The 18,047-nt window shown below is 43.8% G+C and carries 17 protein-coding genes and 1 other annotated feature; of the genes, 5 read left to right on the forward strand and 12 right to left on the reverse strand.

The genetic code is table 11. The annotated features are described in order from the left end of the window. Positions 1–4 precede the first annotated feature (4 nt). Positions 5–556 (reverse strand): RNA 2',3'-cyclic phosphodiesterase, encoded by a 552-nt coding sequence (gene thpR, locus ACQKFO_RS19875; protein WP_427600537.1) that lies wholly within the window; start codon positions 554–556, stop codon positions 5–7. A gap of 165 nt (positions 557–721) precedes the next feature. On the opposite strand from thpR, the gene cysK reads away from it, so the two are divergent. Further along, positions 722–1,651 (forward strand): cysteine synthase A, encoded by a 930-nt coding sequence (gene cysK / locus ACQKFO_RS19880; protein WP_427600538.1) that lies wholly within the window; start codon positions 722–724, stop codon positions 1,649–1,651. 86 nt (positions 1,652–1,737) lie between these two features. On the opposite strand, the gene ACQKFO_RS19885 is transcribed toward cysK, so the two are convergent. From ACQKFO_RS19885 to pepV, 3 genes are read right to left on the reverse strand one after another with little or no spacing between them, the layout of a single operon-like run. Continuing rightward, on the reverse strand, positions 1,738–2,016 hold the full coding sequence (locus ACQKFO_RS19885; RefSeq protein WP_427600539.1) for a hypothetical protein: 279 nt from the start codon (positions 2,014–2,016) through the stop codon (positions 1,738–1,740). A gap of 13 nt (positions 2,017–2,029) precedes the next feature. Then, positions 2,030–2,884: a D-amino-acid transaminase gene (gene dat / locus ACQKFO_RS19890; protein WP_427600540.1), complete on the reverse strand. Its 855-nt coding sequence runs from the start codon at positions 2,882–2,884 to the stop codon at positions 2,030–2,032. Between the two features lie 21 nt (positions 2,885–2,905). After that, on the reverse strand, positions 2,906–4,312 hold the full coding sequence (gene pepV / locus ACQKFO_RS19895) for a dipeptidase PepV (protein ID WP_427600541.1): 1,407 nt from the start codon (positions 4,310–4,312) through the stop codon (positions 2,906–2,908). A 1,016-nt stretch (positions 4,313–5,328) separates the two neighbouring features. On the opposite strand from pepV, the gene ACQKFO_RS19900 reads away from it, so the two are divergent. Next, complete coding sequence (locus ACQKFO_RS19900; RefSeq protein WP_427600542.1) at positions 5,329–5,550, forward strand: DeoR family transcriptional regulator; 222 nt, start codon at positions 5,329–5,331, stop codon at positions 5,548–5,550. Positions 5,551–5,662: 112 nt separating this feature from the next. On the opposite strand, the gene ACQKFO_RS19905 is transcribed toward ACQKFO_RS19900, so the two are convergent. Beyond that, positions 5,663–6,382, reverse strand: coding sequence for a pseudouridine synthase (locus tag ACQKFO_RS19905; RefSeq protein ID WP_427600543.1), 720 nt, complete (start codon positions 6,380–6,382; stop codon positions 5,663–5,665). A gap of 151 nt (positions 6,383–6,533) precedes the next feature. Between ACQKFO_RS19905 and ACQKFO_RS19910 the strand changes: the two genes are divergently transcribed. Continuing rightward, positions 6,534–6,761: a hypothetical protein gene (locus tag ACQKFO_RS19910; RefSeq protein WP_427600544.1), complete on the forward strand. Its 228-nt coding sequence runs from the start codon at positions 6,534–6,536 to the stop codon at positions 6,759–6,761. 114 nt (positions 6,762–6,875) lie between these two features. On the opposite strand, the gene ACQKFO_RS19915 is transcribed toward ACQKFO_RS19910, so the two are convergent. Beyond that, the gene (locus tag ACQKFO_RS19915; RefSeq protein WP_427600545.1) at positions 6,876–8,495 is read right to left on the reverse strand and encodes a putative polysaccharide biosynthesis protein; all 1,620 of its coding nucleotides are present in this window, start codon (positions 8,493–8,495) and stop codon (positions 6,876–6,878) included. Positions 8,496–8,697: 202 nt separating this feature from the next. On the opposite strand from ACQKFO_RS19915, the gene ACQKFO_RS19920 reads away from it, so the two are divergent. After that, complete coding sequence (locus ACQKFO_RS19920) at positions 8,698–9,960, forward strand: NAD(P)/FAD-dependent oxidoreductase (RefSeq protein WP_427600612.1); 1,263 nt, start codon at positions 8,698–8,700, stop codon at positions 9,958–9,960. Between the two features lie 50 nt (positions 9,961–10,010). Here the strand turns inward: ACQKFO_RS19920 and ACQKFO_RS19925 are convergent, their stop codons facing one another. The 3 genes from ACQKFO_RS19925 to leuS all read right to left on the reverse strand — a co-directional run bounded on the left by ACQKFO_RS19925 (position 10,011) and on the right by leuS (position 13,482). Then, on the reverse strand, positions 10,011–10,193 hold the full coding sequence (locus ACQKFO_RS19925; RefSeq protein ID WP_113969818.1) for a sporulation protein Cse60: 183 nt from the start codon (positions 10,191–10,193) through the stop codon (positions 10,011–10,013). A gap of 297 nt (positions 10,194–10,490) precedes the next feature. Then, complete coding sequence (locus ACQKFO_RS19930; RefSeq protein WP_427600546.1) at positions 10,491–10,805, reverse strand: rhodanese-like domain-containing protein; 315 nt, start codon at positions 10,803–10,805, stop codon at positions 10,491–10,493. 262 nt (positions 10,806–11,067) lie between these two features. Further along, positions 11,068–13,482: a leucine--tRNA ligase gene (gene leuS, locus ACQKFO_RS19935; RefSeq protein ID WP_427600547.1), complete on the reverse strand. Its 2,415-nt coding sequence runs from the start codon at positions 13,480–13,482 to the stop codon at positions 11,068–11,070. An 84-nt stretch (positions 13,483–13,566) separates the two neighbouring features. Beyond that, positions 13,567–13,789 (reverse strand) — a binding site (T-box leader). Between the two features lie 83 nt (positions 13,790–13,872). Here leuS and ACQKFO_RS19940 point away from each other — a divergent pair. After that, positions 13,873–14,085: a hypothetical protein gene (locus ACQKFO_RS19940; RefSeq protein WP_427600548.1), complete on the forward strand. Its 213-nt coding sequence runs from the start codon at positions 13,873–13,875 to the stop codon at positions 14,083–14,085. A gap of 172 nt (positions 14,086–14,257) precedes the next feature. Here ACQKFO_RS19940 and ACQKFO_RS19945 read toward each other — a convergent pair whose 3' ends face one another. From ACQKFO_RS19945 to ACQKFO_RS19955, 3 genes are all read right to left on the reverse strand, one after another. Beyond that, on the reverse strand, positions 14,258–15,034 hold the full coding sequence (locus ACQKFO_RS19945; RefSeq protein ID WP_427600549.1) for a 3-hydroxybutyrate dehydrogenase: 777 nt from the start codon (positions 15,032–15,034) through the stop codon (positions 14,258–14,260). Positions 15,035–15,049: 15 nt separating this feature from the next. Then, entirely contained in the window at positions 15,050–16,372 is a 1,323-nt protein-coding gene (locus tag ACQKFO_RS19950; protein ID WP_113969822.1) for a GntP family permease, read from the reverse strand. Between the two features lie 288 nt (positions 16,373–16,660). Beyond that, positions 16,661–18,022, reverse strand: coding sequence for a sigma-54 interaction domain-containing protein (locus ACQKFO_RS19955; RefSeq protein WP_427600550.1), 1,362 nt, complete (start codon positions 18,020–18,022; stop codon positions 16,661–16,663). Between the last annotated feature and the right edge of the window lie 25 nt (positions 18,023–18,047).

Genomic DNA, 18,047 nt, shown 5'->3' on the forward strand with positions numbered 1-18,047 from the left:
ACGGTCAATTTGCATGTAACGGTTTGGTGTAAATGGCTTCATACTTAGGCAGACGGTCTACGTGTGTTCGATATAACACGATTTCACTTGCTGTGAATACATGGGTGCCCATTGGCTGAAACGAATTCAACCATTCGGAAGTAAAAGGAAAATCCCTATTCCACTTTCGCCCTACGGTGATATGTGGAGAGAAAGGTCTCTTATCTAATTGAAAACCTGCATCTTCACACGCACCATACACACTGTCCCGAACCCGTTGTAAGATTTCTGAAGGCTGAGCTCCCATCCAAAGAATTCTCGGTGAATCACTTCTTCCAAAGGTACCGTAGTGATCAACGGTTAATGAAAATGAAGGACACTCCAGCGCGTCCACTTTATTGATCACGGGTTGAAGTTCATCCGCACTTCCCAAAAAGGCCAATGTGATGTGATAGTCCTGCGGGTGCACCCAGCTCTGAAAAGAACCCTCATCCTTCATTGGCTGCGTCCACTTATGTATATATTGTTTTGTTTCTTGAGATAGAGAGAGTGCAAAGAAATAGTGAGCTTTCAACATATCACTCGTCCTTTCATTCGTTACTACCATTTTAGCAAAATGTGTCATGAGAGAGAATGACTAGAAGGAAATGCAATAAAAATGAAATACAAAGCTCATTTATTTGATAAGATTTATCTGAATTAGTACGATAGAAGAAGAATGTTTTCTGAAAGGAAGTTGACCATGAAAGTTGTACAAAATATAGCTGAACTGATCGGGGACACTCCCCTTGTCAAATTGAATCGACTCAATCCTGCTGACGGAGCGGATGTATATGTTAAATTGGAATTCTATAACCCGAGTAAAAGTGTGAAGGACCGTGCAGCCTTTCAAATGATCGTTGAGGCAGAAAAGGAAGGCTTATTAAAAGAAGGCTCGACCATCATAGAGCCAACCAGCGGAAACACGGGTATCGGCCTTGCCATGAATGCAGCAGCGAGGGGATATCGCGCAATCCTGGTCATGCCCGATACGATGACTCAAGAGCGTATTAATCTGTTAAAAGCATACGGAGCTGAAGTAGTCTTAACACCTGGAGACGACAAAATGCCGGGTGCCATTGAAAAAGCAAAAGAACTAACAGAGCAAATACCAAACAGCTTCATGCCGATGCAGTTTGAAAATGATGCGAACCCGGATGCCCATCGAAAGACGACGGCCCTCGAGATTGTGGAAGCCATGAAAGAAATCGGCAAACCTTTATCTGCGTTTGTAGCGACTGCCGGAACGGGCGGAACGATTACAGGAACAGGTGAAGTATTAAGAGAGCACTACCCGGATCTCGCCGTTCATGTGGTGGAACCGGCCGGATCTCCGGTTCTTTCTGGCGGAAAGCCAGGGAAGCATAAATTAGTTGGGACGAGTCCCGGGTTTGTTCCGGATATCCTGAATACCAGTGTCTACGATGAGATCCACAAAATCGAAGACGAGCATGCCTACGATATTGCCCGAAGAATGGCAAGTGAAGAAGGCATCCTCGTAGGGCCATCATCTGGCGCCGCTTGTTATGCAGCCATTGAAGTGGCGAAGAAATTATCACGGGAAGATGTAGTCGTGTGCATTGCCTGCGATACAGGAGAAAGATATCTATCGAGTGACCTGTTTAGGTTTTAATTTTCATATCGGATCCTGCTTGCCCCTCAAGCAGGACGATGACCAAAAGAGGCTGCGCCCTTTACGGCGCAGCCTCTTTCTTATGTTCATTTAACCTTATGATACTGCGTGATGAATTGTTCGGGAGAAGACTTAACAACAAACGTCCACACTCCTTCAATCGTGTGAAGATACAAAAAAGTATAGTAAGCCGACAATGGTTTGCTAGTCATATCCATCACGTCCTTGATGGTGAAGCTTTTCGTAGGAGTCTCGATTCGATCACTGTATAAATAAAGGTGCTCCTCTGTCTCTACCGTGAATTGCTGGTTGTCTTCTATTCTTCGTTCTGTCTTCATGAACGGTTGTGAACATATCAATCTCATTTAAAGCCTCCAACTATTTTACCGGACTTTGCTCCCTTTTTCTTTCACTAAAGAGTGCCTGCAGCTTTGTCGTTACAGAACCGGGCTTCCCATTCCCGATCACCTGTTGATCGATCTTAATGACGGGCATTACTTCTGATGTCGTACTTGCGATGAATACTTCATCCGCTTCGAGAAGATCGGGGACAAGAAACGTCTCTTCTTGAAAAGAGATATTATTTCTTCTGCATAAATCCTCAATGACTCTTCTCGTAATACCATTGAGTATCAAGTTGGTGACGGGATGCGTGTAGATGACTCCATCTTTCACCATGAATGCATTAGAAGAGGAGCCTTCCGTCACAGTATCACCTCGATGCAAAATGGCTTCGAAATGACCTTCAGATGCAGCTTCTTCTTTTGCCAGCAGGTTTCCGAGAAGATTCAAGCTCTTAATATCGCATCTCAGCCACCTGATATCTTCGACCAGCTTAGCTGTTACACCTTGCTCCATCTGGTTAAGAGGAACAGGGAAGTCTTTCGTATAAGCAACGACACTTCCCATTACATCTTTCGAAGGAAAATGGTGCTGACGGGAAGACACCCCCCGTGTCACTTGTAAATAAACAATCCCGTCTTTCACTTGATTGGAATCTATAAGCTCAAGAAGATGTGCAGTTAGTTCTTCTTCTGAATACGGAATGGACAGCTTCATCTTTTCAGCACTTTGATAAAGTCGTTCCATATGTTCTTTCATCGTGAACGTGTTTCCGCCATATATGCGAATCACTTCATAGATTCCATCCCCAAATTGATAACCACGGTCCTCAATATCAATCTTCGCATCTGCACGATCAATAACTTCCCCATTTACAAATACTGTGTTCATTCTTCTCTCCCCTTGTCTCTCTTAAGATTCACATGCTAATTCATAGATAGCTTGTGCGTAAATAGCCGTTGCTTTCAAGAGATCCTCTATATACATATATTCATCCTTCTGATGAGCAATATCTTCACGGCCGGGGAATAATGCCCCAAAGGCTACGCCTGACTCTAAGCTCCTGGCATAAGTCCCTCCACCGATGCTTAATAACTCGCCTCTCTCACCGGTTTGATCCTCATAAACTTTTTTCAGCGTTTGAACGAGTTCATCATCTTTAGACACATGATGAGGTTTGCTATCTGAGAAGTTCTCAATCGAATAGCCTTCTATGTTCTCCATGATCGCCTTTCCTTTTTCCATATCAAACGTAACCGGATAACGCATGTTCAGCCCTAATCGTCCGCCTTCAGTATCTGAATATCGAAGCTTCCCTACGTTGATGGTTAAATCTCCCGTAATATCGTCACGGTAACTTACTCCGAGTTGAATTCCTCTTGAGTCTTTAAAGAAATGCTTGGACGTGAACTCAAAGAATTCTTTTCCTTGAGAAGATAGAGGCAGCTGTGATAAGAATGCAGCTAAGTAGAGACCGGCATTCTTCCCATTGTCAGGCTCCATTCCATGTGAAGAAACGCCTTCGACTTCAAAAACAAGCTCGCCGTTTTCGATGTAATAGTTCCCTTTGATGTTTTCTTCCTTAGTGAAAATTTCAAAGTTCTGAACCCATTTTGTGTGGTCCTCTTCGACCAGCAGAACCGCTTTGGCATAGTCAGGAACCATGTTGTAGCGTCGTCCGGACTCAAATGACAGGACTTTGATGCCCGATTGAGACGCATCCTCCGGTTTTGTTTGGACTAAGTCATAGTCGGCAATCCCTTTTTCTGCATGGATGATCGGGAAGTCGGCATCAGGGGCAAATCCCATTGTAGGCATTTCTTCTTTTTTGAAATAGTGCTCTACACATCTCCAGTCACTTTCTTCATCTGTTCCAATGATCATCCGCACCCGCTTATTGAAGGTTGGATCAAGGTCCTTTACGATTTTCATGGCATAATAGGCAGCCATTGTAGGACCCTTGTCATCAATCGCTCCACGGGCGAAAATCTTACCGTCTTTTATCTCGCCGCCATAAGGGTCGACACTCCATCCATCCCCTTCCGGCACAACATCCACATGACATAGGATACCGAGAAGATCACTTCCATTCCCAAACTCTAAATGGCCGGCAAGATGGTCCACATTCTTAGATGTGAAACCGTCTTTCTCACCCAAGGTCAATAAGTATTGCAGCGCTTCCTTCACGCCTTTTCCAAGTGGTGCTTCCTCTGTCGCATTATCTTCATCCAACACACTTTTAATTTGCAGGAATTGCTGCAGATCCTTAAGCAAATCGTCTTTCCGCTTCTCCACTTCATTCGTCCAATTCATACTCATTCATATCCACCTGCTCTATATGTATTTACTTCTCCTATCATTTTATACTGTTTCGGGGGGAAATCCAAACAGAGAGAATCCTCATGTCCAGGTCTTCCTTTGCTATATGAGCATACTGCCTGAATGAAAATAGTAGTGTGAAACATGGACCGTTCCTTTTCGCTCCAGGCACAACATTCCCCAGGGAGGAAGTCGAGCCTCCTCGGGCTTTGCCCTGTGGGGTCTCGACCTTTCCTCTATATCCCGCAGGAGTTAAGTGCCTTCCGCTACAATCCACTCCGTGCTACTACATTTTCATTCCCTATAAGTATTCATAGAGAAACATTTAAAAACTCCTATTCTAAATAGGTTAAGCGTTGATTCCAAAAAAAGTAACTACAAGAAATTAAAGAAAATTTTATGTTAGCTCATAGATCGGTAGATAATTGAACCATCTTTCAAATGAATCAAACAATGATCCAGGGTAAATAACTTTTTATAAAGGGTGCAGTAGTCCGTTTTCCCTAAATGGTTTTTGTCACTTTTAAGCTCTGTCACGAAATTCCCTTAAATGGGGTGAGGGGAACTGCGTAGACTCCTGCGGAAGTACGGACGTGCCGAGACCCCGGAAGCGAAGCTGAGGAGGCTCGGCCGAACGTCCGCGGAAAGCGGAGCAGTTCCCCTCACCATCCAAGCACACGCTTGTTGACAGAGCTCCTGGCAGATCTGATGATACAAAACAACAATCTTTCTTTAGGAAAAGAGCATTATTAGATAAAAAATACATATATTTAGCATTTTCTTCATATTCTAGGAATACAACCATCAAGTTACTACGTAAATTGTTTGTAAATTTGGACAATGTTTTTGAATTTTTGTCGGATTAGGGGTACAATGTAATTGTCTGACATCTTATGAGTAAACTTTATATGTAGAAAAGGGGTTGTCTAAAGCGCATAGTACATATGGTAGCACGTGAGGTGCACAAACGACGCATGTAGTCTTTGCCTTTGGAAAAATGATGAGGGAGTGGTTTTTTGAAACCTTCAACCAATCGTATGCTCACTAGAATCAAAGCTGTATACATGTACATTAATCAGAAAGGTACTGTAACAACTCAAGATCTTGTAGACGAATTTGGCATTACTCCTCGCACCATACAAAGAGATCTCAACGTGTTAGCTTACAATGACTTGGTGCAAAGCCCGAGTCGGGGTCAATGGACAACTACGCAGAAGAAAGTGAAGATGACTTCTTAATCAGATTTCGACGGTTTAGCTGCCGGATCTGATCAAAGAATGGCGGACTAATATGACTTATCAAACAAAGAAACGGGGCAGCACCTTTATCGAAGGGTGCTGCCCCGTTTTTTTATTCCAGTTTATATTCCTTAAGTAGCATTACTTCTTCTTCGGTCAGTTCACGGTACTCACCAAGCTCTAAATCATTATCAAGCTCAAGGGGTCCCATCGTTAAACGCTTAAGATAAATGACGCGCTTTCCTACACTTTCAAACATTCTCTTCACCTGATGAAATTTCCCTTCAGTGATCGTCAATTCAATATCAGAAGTCAATCCTGATTTTAGAATCGTCAATTCCCCCGGCTTTGTTTCATAGCCATCATCCAACGTGACCCCTTTTTTGAAAGCTTCAACATCGGCATCAGTTACTTCCCCGTCAATTACGGCAAAATAGGTCTTCGGTACATGGCGCTTCGGAGAAAGGAGCTGGTGGGATAATTGACCGTCATTCGTAATGAGAAGGAATCCCTCTGTATCCTTATCCAGCCTCCCAACAGGAAATGGATTGAATATTTGATCTTCCAGCTGAAGTAAATCAATCACGGTTTCATCCTGTCCATCTTCAGTTGCTGAGATGACTCCAGGCGGTTTATTCATGAGAAGGTAGATGAATTCCCGATACTCAACCTGTTCTCCGTACAACATCACTGTATCCTTTTCCGTATTGATATGTACTTTCCCATCCTTAATGACCTCACCATTGACTTGAAGACCGCCATCCTTTAATAATTTCTTTACTTCTTTCCGACTGCCGTAACCCATATTGGCAAGCATTTTATCTATTCTCACATTCATCACGCTCCGTTTATGGTTTTCTTTTTTTATATTGATTTAATTAGTGATTTGACCAGTCCATGGGCACTTACCCATTCATGTTTCTATTCTTAACATAGGCTACTATTGGTAAGCAACTTTGATAAAAATAAATGAGGTGAAGCGTATGTATCCATATCGACAACAAGGTTCAGGTGGATTATTGATCCCCATTCCCCTTCCTGGAGGTGGCGGACAGGGATATCCTGGTTTCCCCAGTCAAGGATATGGCGGCGGCATCAATGACCGGTTAGACCGGCTTGAGAGGCAATATGAGCGTCTGGACCGCAAAATCGACCGCTTGGAACGAAAAGTAGAACGACTTGAAAGACAGCTTGGGTATTATAATAATTAGCCCTCTACTATTACAATGATCGATGGATGGTGCATGACCCATGAAATAGAAGCATGGCTCACCCTCCATTCAATAAAAAAAGGGATGATCGGCATTGTATCATCCCTTTTTCCTTTACCCTATGCGAAGTTTACTGCGAATCCTCGTGATTTTATCCCCGAATAATCGGTCTGCCAATTTACTTCTTAAGCTTAAGTAGAAGTAAACGAGCGCTCCCACCCCGCCACAGATCGCAACGAGAAGAATCGATTGAAATCCGGACTCAGGATTTAGGAACTGAACCAGGATACTGTATAACACCAATACCACCAAAGCCATGACGGCATTCAGTGCTCCTATGAACATGGTTCTTCTCATAATCAGCCTGAACTGATATTTCGCGTACTTCTTGATGACATATAAATTGATTAGAATCGCTACGGTATACCCGATCACAGTGGCGATGACTGCACCTTGAGTTTCAAACAAGCGAATCAACGGTATATTCAGGACAAGCTTGAGAAGAAGACCGACAAGCAAGCTGAAGATTGTAAATTTCTGCTCGTCAATTCCTTGAAGAATCGCTGCCGTAACAGCAAATAATGCAAAGAGAATCGCAACAGGTGCATAAGATCTTAAAATAGACGTTCCTAATTCATCGCTGTGATAGAACATCGTATACGTCGGCTCAGCTAAAAGCGCAATTCCTAAAGCTGCCGGTACAGTTAAAAACAATAGAATTTGAAACGTTTGGTCGATGTTTCTACGCATCGTTTTCCGGTCGCCGCTTGTATAAGACGTCGTAATCAACGGAATCAGCGTCATGGAAAAGGCTGTTGCCAATGACACTGGAATAATCACAAGCTTATGAGTATAGAAGTTCAATACGGCAAAGGCATGATCGGAAACTTTCGCGTTCCCAATCGCAGACATCGCAGTGTTAAAGGTAATCTGATCGACCAGTTGAAATAACGGGTTGGCAAGTCCGACAAAAATAAACGGAATCGAATAGGCGATGATCTCTTTATACATCGATCGTAATGAAACCTCTTCCTGACCGCGATCTTCCTCTAATAGCTCATCTAAATGAGGCTTTCGCTTAAACCAATACCAAATCAATGCCCCGAGACTCGCCAGCCCCCCGACAAATGCAGCAAATGTCGCTACAGCAATGGCGGTTGTCACAGAACCGTCTAAAATGTTTAATACTACATAAATTCCGCCCAGTAAGAAAACAATCCGGACAATTTGTTCAATTACCTGGGAAACAGCCGTCGGCCCCATGGATTGATGCCCCTGGAAAAATCCCCTGATCAAGCTCATAAACGGAATGATGATCAGTGCAAAACTTACTGCTCTAATGACGGTCGTCACCTGTGCAACCGAAATCACCTGTTCATCACTCTTGATCGTCATTTCTGCGAATATGGGTGCAAATGCATACATGATGAGGAATGAAACAATCCCCGTCAGCGTCATCAGCACCAAGCCTGACTTAAACAGCCTTCGCCCTACGGCATATTCACCTATGGCATTATATTTCGAAACGAATTTCGAAACGGCCAGGGGCACACCTGCAGTCGCTACAGTCAGAAAGATTGTATACGGTACATATCCATATTGATAAAGGGAAGCCCCCTCTTCATGACCTTTTAACAAATCATCAAACGGTATAACATAAAAAAGACCCAGAAACTTGGAAATAAAGGTCCCTAACGTTAAAATAAACGTCCCTCTTATTAATTTAGATGACATAGTATCCCTCTCTATATATCTTGTTGCTCATTAAACAAACAAAATAAATTCCAGCTCAAAATTTACACACTATCAGTAGTTTACTACTGTACGAATCGAATGACAATTTTTTTCGAATGTTGTATTTAAAACCCATCCCATTTAAAATAAGGTGAAACTTCGTTTGAGAAACGAAAGAGCAAAACTAAAAGTTGGTGGAAAAATGATAAAGAAATACGATGTGATTGTCATAGGTGGCGGACCATCAGGATTGATGGCCAGTATCGCAGCCGGTGAAAACGGAGCGAACGTCCTCCTTGTGGATAAAGGGACGAAACTTGGAAGAAAGCTTGCGATTTCCGGAGGCGGCCGCTGCAATGTGACCAATCGACTTCCCATAGAAGAAATCATTAAGCATATTCCAGGAAATGGCCGATTTTTATATAGTGCCTTTTCCGAGTTCAATAATGAAGATATCATCGCTTTCTTTGAAAAGCTGGGAATACAGTTAAAAGAGGAAGATCACGGCAGGATGTTTCCTGTATCGAACCGGGCCATGGATGTTGTGGAAGCCTTATTGAAACGAATGAAGGAGTTAAAGGTGGATACCCGGACGAGCACAAGCGTGGAGGAAGTTCTGTACGAAAATGGCGAGACGGTCGGCATCCTCTTGAAGGACGGGGAAACGATTGCCGCAAAGGCTGTCGTTATAGCCGTTGGAGGCAAGTCCGTCCCTCATACCGGATCGACGGGCGATGGATATCCGTGGGCAACGAAAGCCGGGCATACGATTACCGACTTGTTCCCGACCGAGGTTCCCCTTACGTCGGACGAGCCTTTTGTAAAAAAGAAAGAGCTTCAAGGGCTTTCTTTGCGCAGCGTTGAGTTGAGCGTATTAAATCCTAAGGGAAAAAAAATCATCACGCATAAAATGGATATGATCTTTACCCATTTAGGAATTTCCGGCCCGGCTGTTCTCCGTTGCAGTCAATATGTGGTAAAGGCCATGAAGAAATGGAATCTGACCCATGTTGCCATGCAGATCGATTCCATGCCTGATCAAAATGAAGAGCAGCTATTCCAGTCTATCCATAAACAGGTGAAGGAAGAAGGAAAGAAAGCCGCAAAGAATATATTCAAAGGATTGGTTCCTGAGAGGTACCTGTTATTTCTACTGGACCGTGCAGAAATCGATCAGGATGAAAAAGGAGATCATATCTCCTCAGAGAAGATCCGACAATTTACCAAGTTGTTAAAACAATTCACCTTCAATGTGAACGGAACACTGTCCATTGACAAGGCGTTTGTAACGGGCGGCGGTGTTTCCATTAAAGAAATCGAACCGAAAACCATGGCTTCGAAAAAGATGAACGGACTCTTCTTCTGCGGGGAAGTGCTTGATATCCACGGATATACCGGTGGCTATAATATTACTTCTGCCCTTGTTACCGGAAGACTTGCAGGCTTTAATGCGGCAAAAGTATAATTCAAAAAGAAAGGTTGATCCCATCTGCAGCTGCAGTACGATCAACCTTTTTACTTTCTGTAAACAACCATGGCCGAGAAACAATAAATCTGATCTTCCACTTCCTCCGACAATGCTGCTACATGATATTTAATATCCACGATTTTTTTATCTTCCAGTTTACTGAGAAAATGATTCATATCTTTCTCTAAATCTTTTTCATGCTCATAATCGAAGACTTTCACTTGAATCATAGAGATCCCTCCCCATTTTTGATTGATATTAGTATCGTCAGAATTTTTAGTTTTCAAACAATTGGTGGAGGATTTTTTATTTTGGATTGAGTTGTGTTGGGAGGTGGTCTTAGGATTTCGCCGTTATATTTTGAATATCGCCGTTATATTCTAAATTTCGCCGTTAAATAGCTTTTCGGGGCATAATATTGCATTAAAGGCATCCTTACCACTGCCCTGTTCCACACAAATACTTTAAATAAAGGAAAAAAGCACACCCTTTTCAAAAAAAGGATGTGCTTCTTCCAAGAATATCAATTATTTCTTTTCTGCTGTCTCCCCAGCCCAGTTCATCATGCCGCCTTCCATGTTCACCACTTTATAGCCTTGTTCCTGCATGTAGTGAGCGACATTTCCACTGCGGTTTCCTGAGCGGCAGATAAAGATGTACTCTCTCTCTTTATCAAATTGATCCAATGATTCAGGAATTTCACCCATTTTGATATGCTTCGCACCAGGAATCATACCCTCTGCCACTTCTTCATCTTCACGAACATCCACCAAAAGCAGATCTTCACCATTTTTCAACTTCTGCTCCAACTCAACAGTCGTAATCGTTTTAATCGTATCCATTCTTCTCAACTTCCTTTCATCATACATTCACCACAATTATACCAAAGCCCGTCTCCCAAACAAAAACATCAGATCGAAAAAGAGGGACGGACCTCAATGGAATGCTGACTTAATGCGGCTCCCGATTAAAATCCGACCCATATAGAGGTCCGTACTCCCTAAATAGAAAAGAGGGACGGACCTTGGCGAAATACAGAATCCCCAATTGATAGCATTTCCTAACAATCAGATGCATTTCAAAGGTCCGTCCCTCACAACAATATTAGTTGGCTACGATGTTCACTAGTTTGCCTGGAACGGCAATGACTTTGCGAATGGTTTTGCCTTGGATTTGGCTTTTGATTTCATCGTTTTCCATGGCGGTTTTTTCTAGATCCTCTTTGTTCATATCTCGAGGGATCATGACTTTCGCCTTCACTTTACCGTTCACTTGCAGAACGATTTCAACTTCGTTGTCGACAAGCTTCGATTCATCGAATGTCGGCCATGCTTCGTAGGAAAGCGTTCCTTCATGACCAAGCTTGCTCCAAAGCTCTTCTGTCATATGAGGAGCGATCGGTGCCAGCAACTTAATGAAACCTTCCACATAGTTCTTAGGAAGTTTGTCGGCTTTGTACGCATCATTGATGAATACCATTAGCTGAGAAATCCCTGTGTTGAAACGAAGCCCTTCGTAGTCTTCCGTCACTTTCTTAACGGTTTGGTTATATGTTTTATCAAGGGCGCTGTTCGGTGCATCTGTCACCTTCGAGGAAAGTGTACCATCCTCCTCGACAAGCAGGCGCCATACACGGTCAAGGAAGCGACGTGCTCCGTCAAGGCCGTTTGTGCTCCATGCGATCGAAGCTTCCAGTGGACCCATGAACATTTCATAAAGACGAAGGGTATCTGCTCCGTGAGATTCTACCACCTCATCCGGATTCACTACATTCCCTTTTGATTTACTCATTTTTTCATTGTTTTCCCCAAGGATCATTCCTTGGTTGAATAGCTTTTGGAACGGCTCTTTCGTTGGCACTACGCCGATATCGTAAAGGAACTTGTGCCAGAAACGGGCATATAGCAAGTGAAGGACTGCATGCTCGGCTCCTCCGATATACGTATCGACCGGCAGCCAATTTTCCATTTTCTTTGCATCGGCCAGTGCTTCTTCGTTATGTGGATCGATATAACGAATATAGTACCAGCAGCTTCCTGCCCACTGAGGCATTGTGTTTGTTTCACGACGGCCTTTTTTACCTGTTTCAGGGTCTTCCACATTCACCCATTCACTGATGTTCGCAAGTGGAGATTCACCTGTACCGGACGGTTTGATTTCAGTCGTCTTCGGAAGGACAAGTGGAAGCTCACTTTCAGGAACGGTCGTAGTTGTGCCATCCTCCCAGTGGATGACTGGAATCGGCTCACCCCAGTAACGTTGACGGCTGAATAACCAGTCACGCAGACGGTACGTTACTTTCTTCGTTCCGATATTCTTCTCTTCCAACCAGGAAATGGATTTTGCAATCGCTTCTTCCTTCCCAAGTCCATCAAGGAAATCGGAATTCACATGATCCCCATCACCGGTATAAGCTTCTTTCTCAACATTGCCTCCAGCGACGACTTCCACGATTGGAAGATCGAATTCTTTGGCAAACTCATAATCTCGTTCGTCATGGGCAGGAACAGCCATGATAGCTCCTGAACCGTAGCTCATAAGAACATAATCAGCAATCCAAATCGGCATTTTGTTTCCGTTAGCCGGATTGATCGCATAAGCACCTGTGAATACACCCGTTTTCTCTTTCGCAAGATCCGTACGTTCAAGATCACTTTTCGACTTGATTTTGTCGATGTACTCATCCACTTTCGAGCGTTGTTCGTCCGTTGTGATTGTAGCGACGAACGGATGCTCAGGGGCAAGAACCGCATATGTTGCACCAAAAATCGTATCAGGACGAGTCGTGAAGACATCGAATGATTTGTCATGACCATCAATCGAAAAGCTCACTTCTGCTCCTTCAGAGCGTCCGATCCAGTTGCGCTGCATATCTTTAATACTTTCAGGCCAGTCTACATCTTCAAGATCTTCCACAAGACGGTCGGCATAAGCGGTGATCTTCAGCATCCACTGCTTCATCGGACGGCGCTCTACTGGATGCCCTCCGCGTTCGCTCTTCCCATCGATGACTTCTTCATTAGCAAGGACCGTCCCCAGTGCCGGACACCAATTCACGGCAACCTCATCCACATAAGCCAAGCCTTTTTCATAAAGCTTGGTGAAGATCCATTGTGTCCATTTGTAGTAGCCCGGATCTGTTGTATTCACTTCGCGGTCCCAATCATAAGAAAATCCTAGTGATTTAATTTGACGGCGGAAGGTATTGATATTCTTCTCTGTGAATTCTGCCGGGTCATTCCCTGTATCTAGGGCATATTGCTCAGCCGGTAAACCGAATGCATCCCATCCCATCGGATGAAGGACATTGAACCCTTGCATACGCTTCATTCGTGAAAGGATGTCCGTTGCCGTAAACCCTTCCGGATGCCCTACGTGAAGGCCTGCTCCTGATGGATACGGGAACATATCCAGTGCGTAGAAATTGGATTTCCCTTCGTCTTCTGTCGCCTTGAACGTTTTGTTTTCTTCCCAATACTGCTGCCATTTTGTCTCAACACTTTTATGATCAAAACTCATATTGAGATCCTCCTTTAATTGTCATTCGAAAGGCAGGTGCCCCTCTTTTTGAAAAAAATAAAAAAACTCTCGTCCCAAATAAATATTTGGGACGAGAGTTTGTATGTACATACTCCCGCGGTACCACCCACATTAGTGTACGCGCACTCAGCTTCATTCATCCTTAACGCGGAAAACGGCAAGTCTTACTGTTCGTTCACACTTGCAACTCAGCAGGCGAGTTCATGATGTTTCTGGTTGACTTTCACCACCCGTCAACTCTCTAAGACAGAAATCCGTCATTACTACTCCTGATCAACGTTTCGATATAGGTAAACAATATATGTATTCACTATTTTAGTGAAAAATATACAGAAGCGCAAGCCTATTGTTGGTTTATGGGTAAGAATTTTGTCATTTGTTTGTGAATGTGGGCGGGAGTTTTGTCCTTATGATGAGGGTTCGACCGTACTCGTCTGCTATCAGGCTGTTATTGAGAAGAATCCAGCATTATTGGTGGAAATGGGACCGGTCACGAAGTCGATTCCAGCCCTTCAGTGCAAAATGGGACCGGTAGCCAGACGAATCCAGCCGTTTCCGCCGAAAATCCGGCCGATATCGTGAAGAATCCGGCGGTTTTGACGAAGAATACAGCCGAAACTGAAGATAATCCGGCCGTTTTCATCAAAAATCCAGCCGATTGACGTTTTTTTCCAAATCAACATACTTCACCTTGCCCTCGATTCCACATCAATAAAAAAACGACCTCCTAAAAGGTCGTTTCTCCTTCACCAAGCTATTGAACCGTGTACCCGCCATCCAATACAACTGCCTGCCCCGTAATTCCCTTTGCTGCATCACTGCACAGGAACATCGTATAGTCTGCAATTTCTTTTACATCCAATAATCTTCTCTGCGGTACGAGAGGATAGATGACTTCTTCTATCACTCTTTCAAACGGTATATTGCGCGTTTTGGCAAGGTCCCCCAGCTGATTCCGGACCAGCGGGGTGTCCACGTACCCCGGACAAACCGCATTCACGGTAATTCCATGCTGTGCCGCTTCCAATGCCGCTACCTTCGTCAGGCCGATGACTCCGTGTTTGGCAGAATTATAGGCAGCTTTGCCGGAGAAACCGACTAATCCATTAATGGACGCCATGTTGATGATCCGTCCCGATCCCTTCTCCTTCATGTGGGGCAGGACATGCTTGATCGCGACAAAAGGTGCGGTCAGCATGACTTTTATGAGAAGTTCAAACTTCTCAGTCGGGAACTCTTCAATATGAGACACATGTTGAAGCCCTGCATTATTGATTAATACATCCAGCTTCCCGTAATGATCCACCGTTTTAGCTATTGCCCCTTTTAATTCGAATTCCGATGTCACATCACAGCGCAATCCAAGAACTTCATATCCTTCTGCCTTAAGGGCTTCCGAGGCTTTTTGAACGGTATCATCCTGCAGATCCGTCAATACGACCTTTGCTCCTTCAGCAGCGAATTCTTTTCCGATTTCGAAGCCGATTCCTTGCGCTGCCCCTGTTATGAATACAACTTTATTTTCAACCATGATGATTCTCCTTTCTTAGATCCCTACGCCAAATGAGAATAAAAGAATCGCTAAAGCTAAACCGATAAGTGGGACAATGACGGTTACTGCTCCTACCGCACCATATGCTTCTCCATGTGATTCATTACAGATCGAGCGGATTGTCGTCACCACATATCCATTGTGCGGCAATGAATCCAGTGCTCCTGAAGATATCGCCACTACCCGGTGAAGGGCTTCAGGGTTCACACCCATATCAACATAGTGAGGAGCGAGGATCGGCAATGCGATTGCTTGACCACCGGAAGCTGAACCGGTCATCCCTGCTATCACACTGACGGCGATGGCCCCACCGATCAATGGGGATCCGGGAATATTCGTCATGACATCAACGGCTGTACTGAAGGCTGGAACAGCTTTGGCCACTCCTCCGAATCCAACGACGGCCGCTGTGTTACCGATGGCGATCAATGCTCCAACCGTACCTTCGGAAACAGCGCCCCAGAAGCCTTTGAAATATTTGCGATTTAACACGTAAGCCGAAATCACACCACCTAATAAGGCAATGATAAGTGCTGATTGTTTTAAAGAATCGTGGAAAGTGAAAGCAAGAATAAGGACGACTAATAATGGAACCAATCCCATGAACGGGTTAGGCAGTGGTCTTCCTTCATCAATGACCGGATCTTCTTCACGTGAATGGAACTTCTCTCCTTTATTGACTGCTTTGGTGATCATACGTTTTAACCACCAGTAGCCAAACACCGCCATAAACACAGCGACGATTAAGCTGACTTCCCAGCCTGCATAAGGTGTCGTACCCAGATATTCAATCGGGATCCAGTTTTGGATTTCCGGTGAACCTGCCGATGTCATTGTAAATGTGACCGAACCGAATGCTAAAGCCGCCGGAATGAAACGACGCGGCAAATCTGCTTGTTTAAATAAACTGACGGCCATAGGATATACAGAGAATGCCACTACAAAGAGACTGACCCCCCCGTATGTTAAAACCGCACAGGCAAGTACAATGGCGAACACGGCATACTTCATCCCTAGTTTTTCAACTACAAACCTGGAGACACTATCCGCTGCTCCGCTGTCTTCCATCACTTTTCCAAAAACGGCACCTAATAAGAACATCAGATACCAGGCAGCGACGAAGCTTGTAAAACCTGACATATAGTTTGAAACGAGATTCGCTTCCCCTTCACCCGCTAACTGAGGAAAGAGCGGCATCCCACTCAGCACTGCGACGAATAAAGCCGATATGGGACCAACAATCAATATGTTCATGCCCCTCATCGTTAAAAAGATTAATAAAATGAGTCCTCCAATAAGACCGATCATGCTTAACATGATATTTCCCCCTTTGTTCTCTAAAGATGATTGAATGAAATCGTTTACATTTTTATCTTCTCTTTTTCTCCTTTCCATAAAATACTTTCTAAAAGTATACATGCAATAATTGTGCCAACTTTCAGATTACTACTCATCCACTCATTTACTCCCCCCACATTATATAAATTCCAGAATTCTGGACAAATTCAGCATTTCAGTCACGAATTGTACATATTTACAAGAAAAACAAAACAGTCCGGATATATGGACTGTTTTCCACATTTCCGGACTGCCTGCACAACTATATTATAAAAGCTGATATTTATTTAACTTCTCATACATGCTTGATTTACTTATTCCCAGTGCCTCCGCAACCTTTCGTTTATCTTGCTGATGAGTTTGCAGACTTTGAATCAACACTGATTTCTCTGTTTCTTCGAGAATCTCTTTTAATGTTTTAGAGCCGACATCATATAAGTTTCCAACCTTCATATAAGAAGGCAGTGACTGAAGAGAAATCCAGCTTTCATTAGACAAATAGGTGGAAGCGTTAATGACATTTTCTAATTCACGCAGATTCCCTGGCCAACTATAGGAACGAAATATCTGCATCACTTCGTTTTCAAACCCTTGGATCCGTTTCCCCGATGATTTTGTGGATTTCCCCAAGAAAAAGGCAGCCAAATTCTCGATATCTTCTTTCCGCTCACGGAGAGGGGGAATTTGAAAGGGGACTACATTAATACGGTAGTACAGGTCGCTTCGAAATCGCTTTTCTTCCATCATTTTTTCAAGGGGGCGATTCGTGGCTGCGATGATTCGGACATCCACATGTTGGATCCTCGTTGAACCGACTGCCTCGACCTCCCCTTCCTGTAAAGCCCTGAGAAGCTTCGCCTGCATGTTGAGTGGCATGTCCCCGATTTCATCAAGGAAAAGTGTACCCTTATGAGCCAGCTGAAACTTTCCTTTTTTACCACCTTTTTTCGCTCCAGTAAAAGCTCCTTCTTCGTAACCGAATAGCTCAGATTCCAGAAGCTGCTCCGGGATCGCGGCGCAGTTTACTTTAATGAAAGGTTGTCCGCTTCTTTCGCTCAGCTGGTGAATACTATGGGCGAACAGCTCTTTACCCGTGCCACTCTCACCTCTGATCAGGATCGAAATATCACTGGGAGCAATCATTTGAGCTTTGTCCTTCAATTCATTCATTCCGGGTGAATCACCGATAATATCATTCAGTGTGTATTTCACGCCTGTATTGATATCCTGGATGTAACTTTGAATTTTAGACATCATATTCTTTACGTGAGAACTCATTTGCATCCATTCACTCGTGTCCCGGAAGATCACCGAGCCAAATGCTCCTATCACATTACCATCAATCCGAATCGGAATACGATTGGCGATCATATAGTTTCCTTTTATATATTGAAGGTCTGCCACTTCCTCTTTACCACTGTCTGCCACAATGTGCATACGTGTGTTTTCGATGACGTTAGTCACATGTGAGCCAATCGCTTTATCTCGCTCAACTTCTAGAAAGCGGCAGTAATTATCATTTATATAGATGATCGTTCCTTCCGTATCAACGACGACCAACCATTCGAAAGCGTTCTCAAGAATGATTTCAATCATTTCGACGGATACCTTTTTTAATAAGCTGCTCATTTCCGCTGCCTCCTCTGTTTTTGAA

Source organism: Rossellomorea sp. NPDC071047 (assembly GCF_050270195.1).
Classification (GTDB): domain Bacteria; phylum Bacillota; class Bacilli; order Bacillales; family Bacillaceae_B; genus Rossellomorea.

Excerpts from the sequence above, each read along its gene's own strand:
- thpR (WP_427600537.1), bottom strand. The coding sequence starts at position 556 with ATGTTGAAAGCTCACTATTTCTTTGCACTCTCTCTATCTCAAGAAACA.
- cysK (WP_427600538.1), top strand. The coding sequence starts at position 722 with ATGAAAGTTGTACAAAATATAGCTGAACTGATCGGGGACACTCCCCTT.
- ACQKFO_RS19885 (WP_427600539.1), bottom strand. The coding sequence starts at position 2,016 with ATGAGATTGATATGTTCACAACCGTTCATGAAGACAGAACGAAGAATA.
- dat (WP_427600540.1), bottom strand. The coding sequence starts at position 2,884 with ATGAACACAGTATTTGTAAATGGGGAAGTTATTGATCGTGCAGATGCG.
- pepV (WP_427600541.1), bottom strand. The coding sequence starts at position 4,312 with ATGAGTATGAATTGGACGAATGAAGTGGAGAAGCGGAAAGACGATTTG.
- ACQKFO_RS19910 (WP_427600544.1), top strand. The coding sequence starts at position 6,534 with ATGTATCCATATCGACAACAAGGTTCAGGTGGATTATTGATCCCCATT.
- ACQKFO_RS19915 (WP_427600545.1), bottom strand. The coding sequence starts at position 8,495 with ATGTCATCTAAATTAATAAGAGGGACGTTTATTTTAACGTTAGGGACC.
- ACQKFO_RS19920 (WP_427600612.1), top strand. The coding sequence starts at position 8,698 with ATGATAAAGAAATACGATGTGATTGTCATAGGTGGCGGACCATCAGGA.
- ACQKFO_RS19925 (WP_113969818.1), bottom strand. The coding sequence starts at position 10,193 with ATGATTCAAGTGAAAGTCTTCGATTATGAGCATGAAAAAGATTTAGAG.
- ACQKFO_RS19930 (WP_427600546.1), bottom strand. The coding sequence starts at position 10,805 with ATGGATACGATTAAAACGATTACGACTGTTGAGTTGGAGCAGAAGTTG.
- leuS (WP_427600547.1), bottom strand. The coding sequence starts at position 13,482 with ATGAGTTTTGATCATAAAAGTGTTGAGACAAAATGGCAGCAGTATTGG.
- ACQKFO_RS19945 (WP_427600549.1), bottom strand. The coding sequence starts at position 15,034 with ATGGTTGAAAATAAAGTTGTATTCATAACAGGGGCAGCGCAAGGAATC.
- ACQKFO_RS19950 (WP_113969822.1), bottom strand. The coding sequence starts at position 16,372 with ATGTTAAGCATGATCGGTCTTATTGGAGGACTCATTTTATTAATCTTT.
- ACQKFO_RS19955 (WP_427600550.1), bottom strand. The coding sequence starts at position 18,022 with ATGAGCAGCTTATTAAAAAAGGTATCCGTCGAAATGATTGAAATCATT.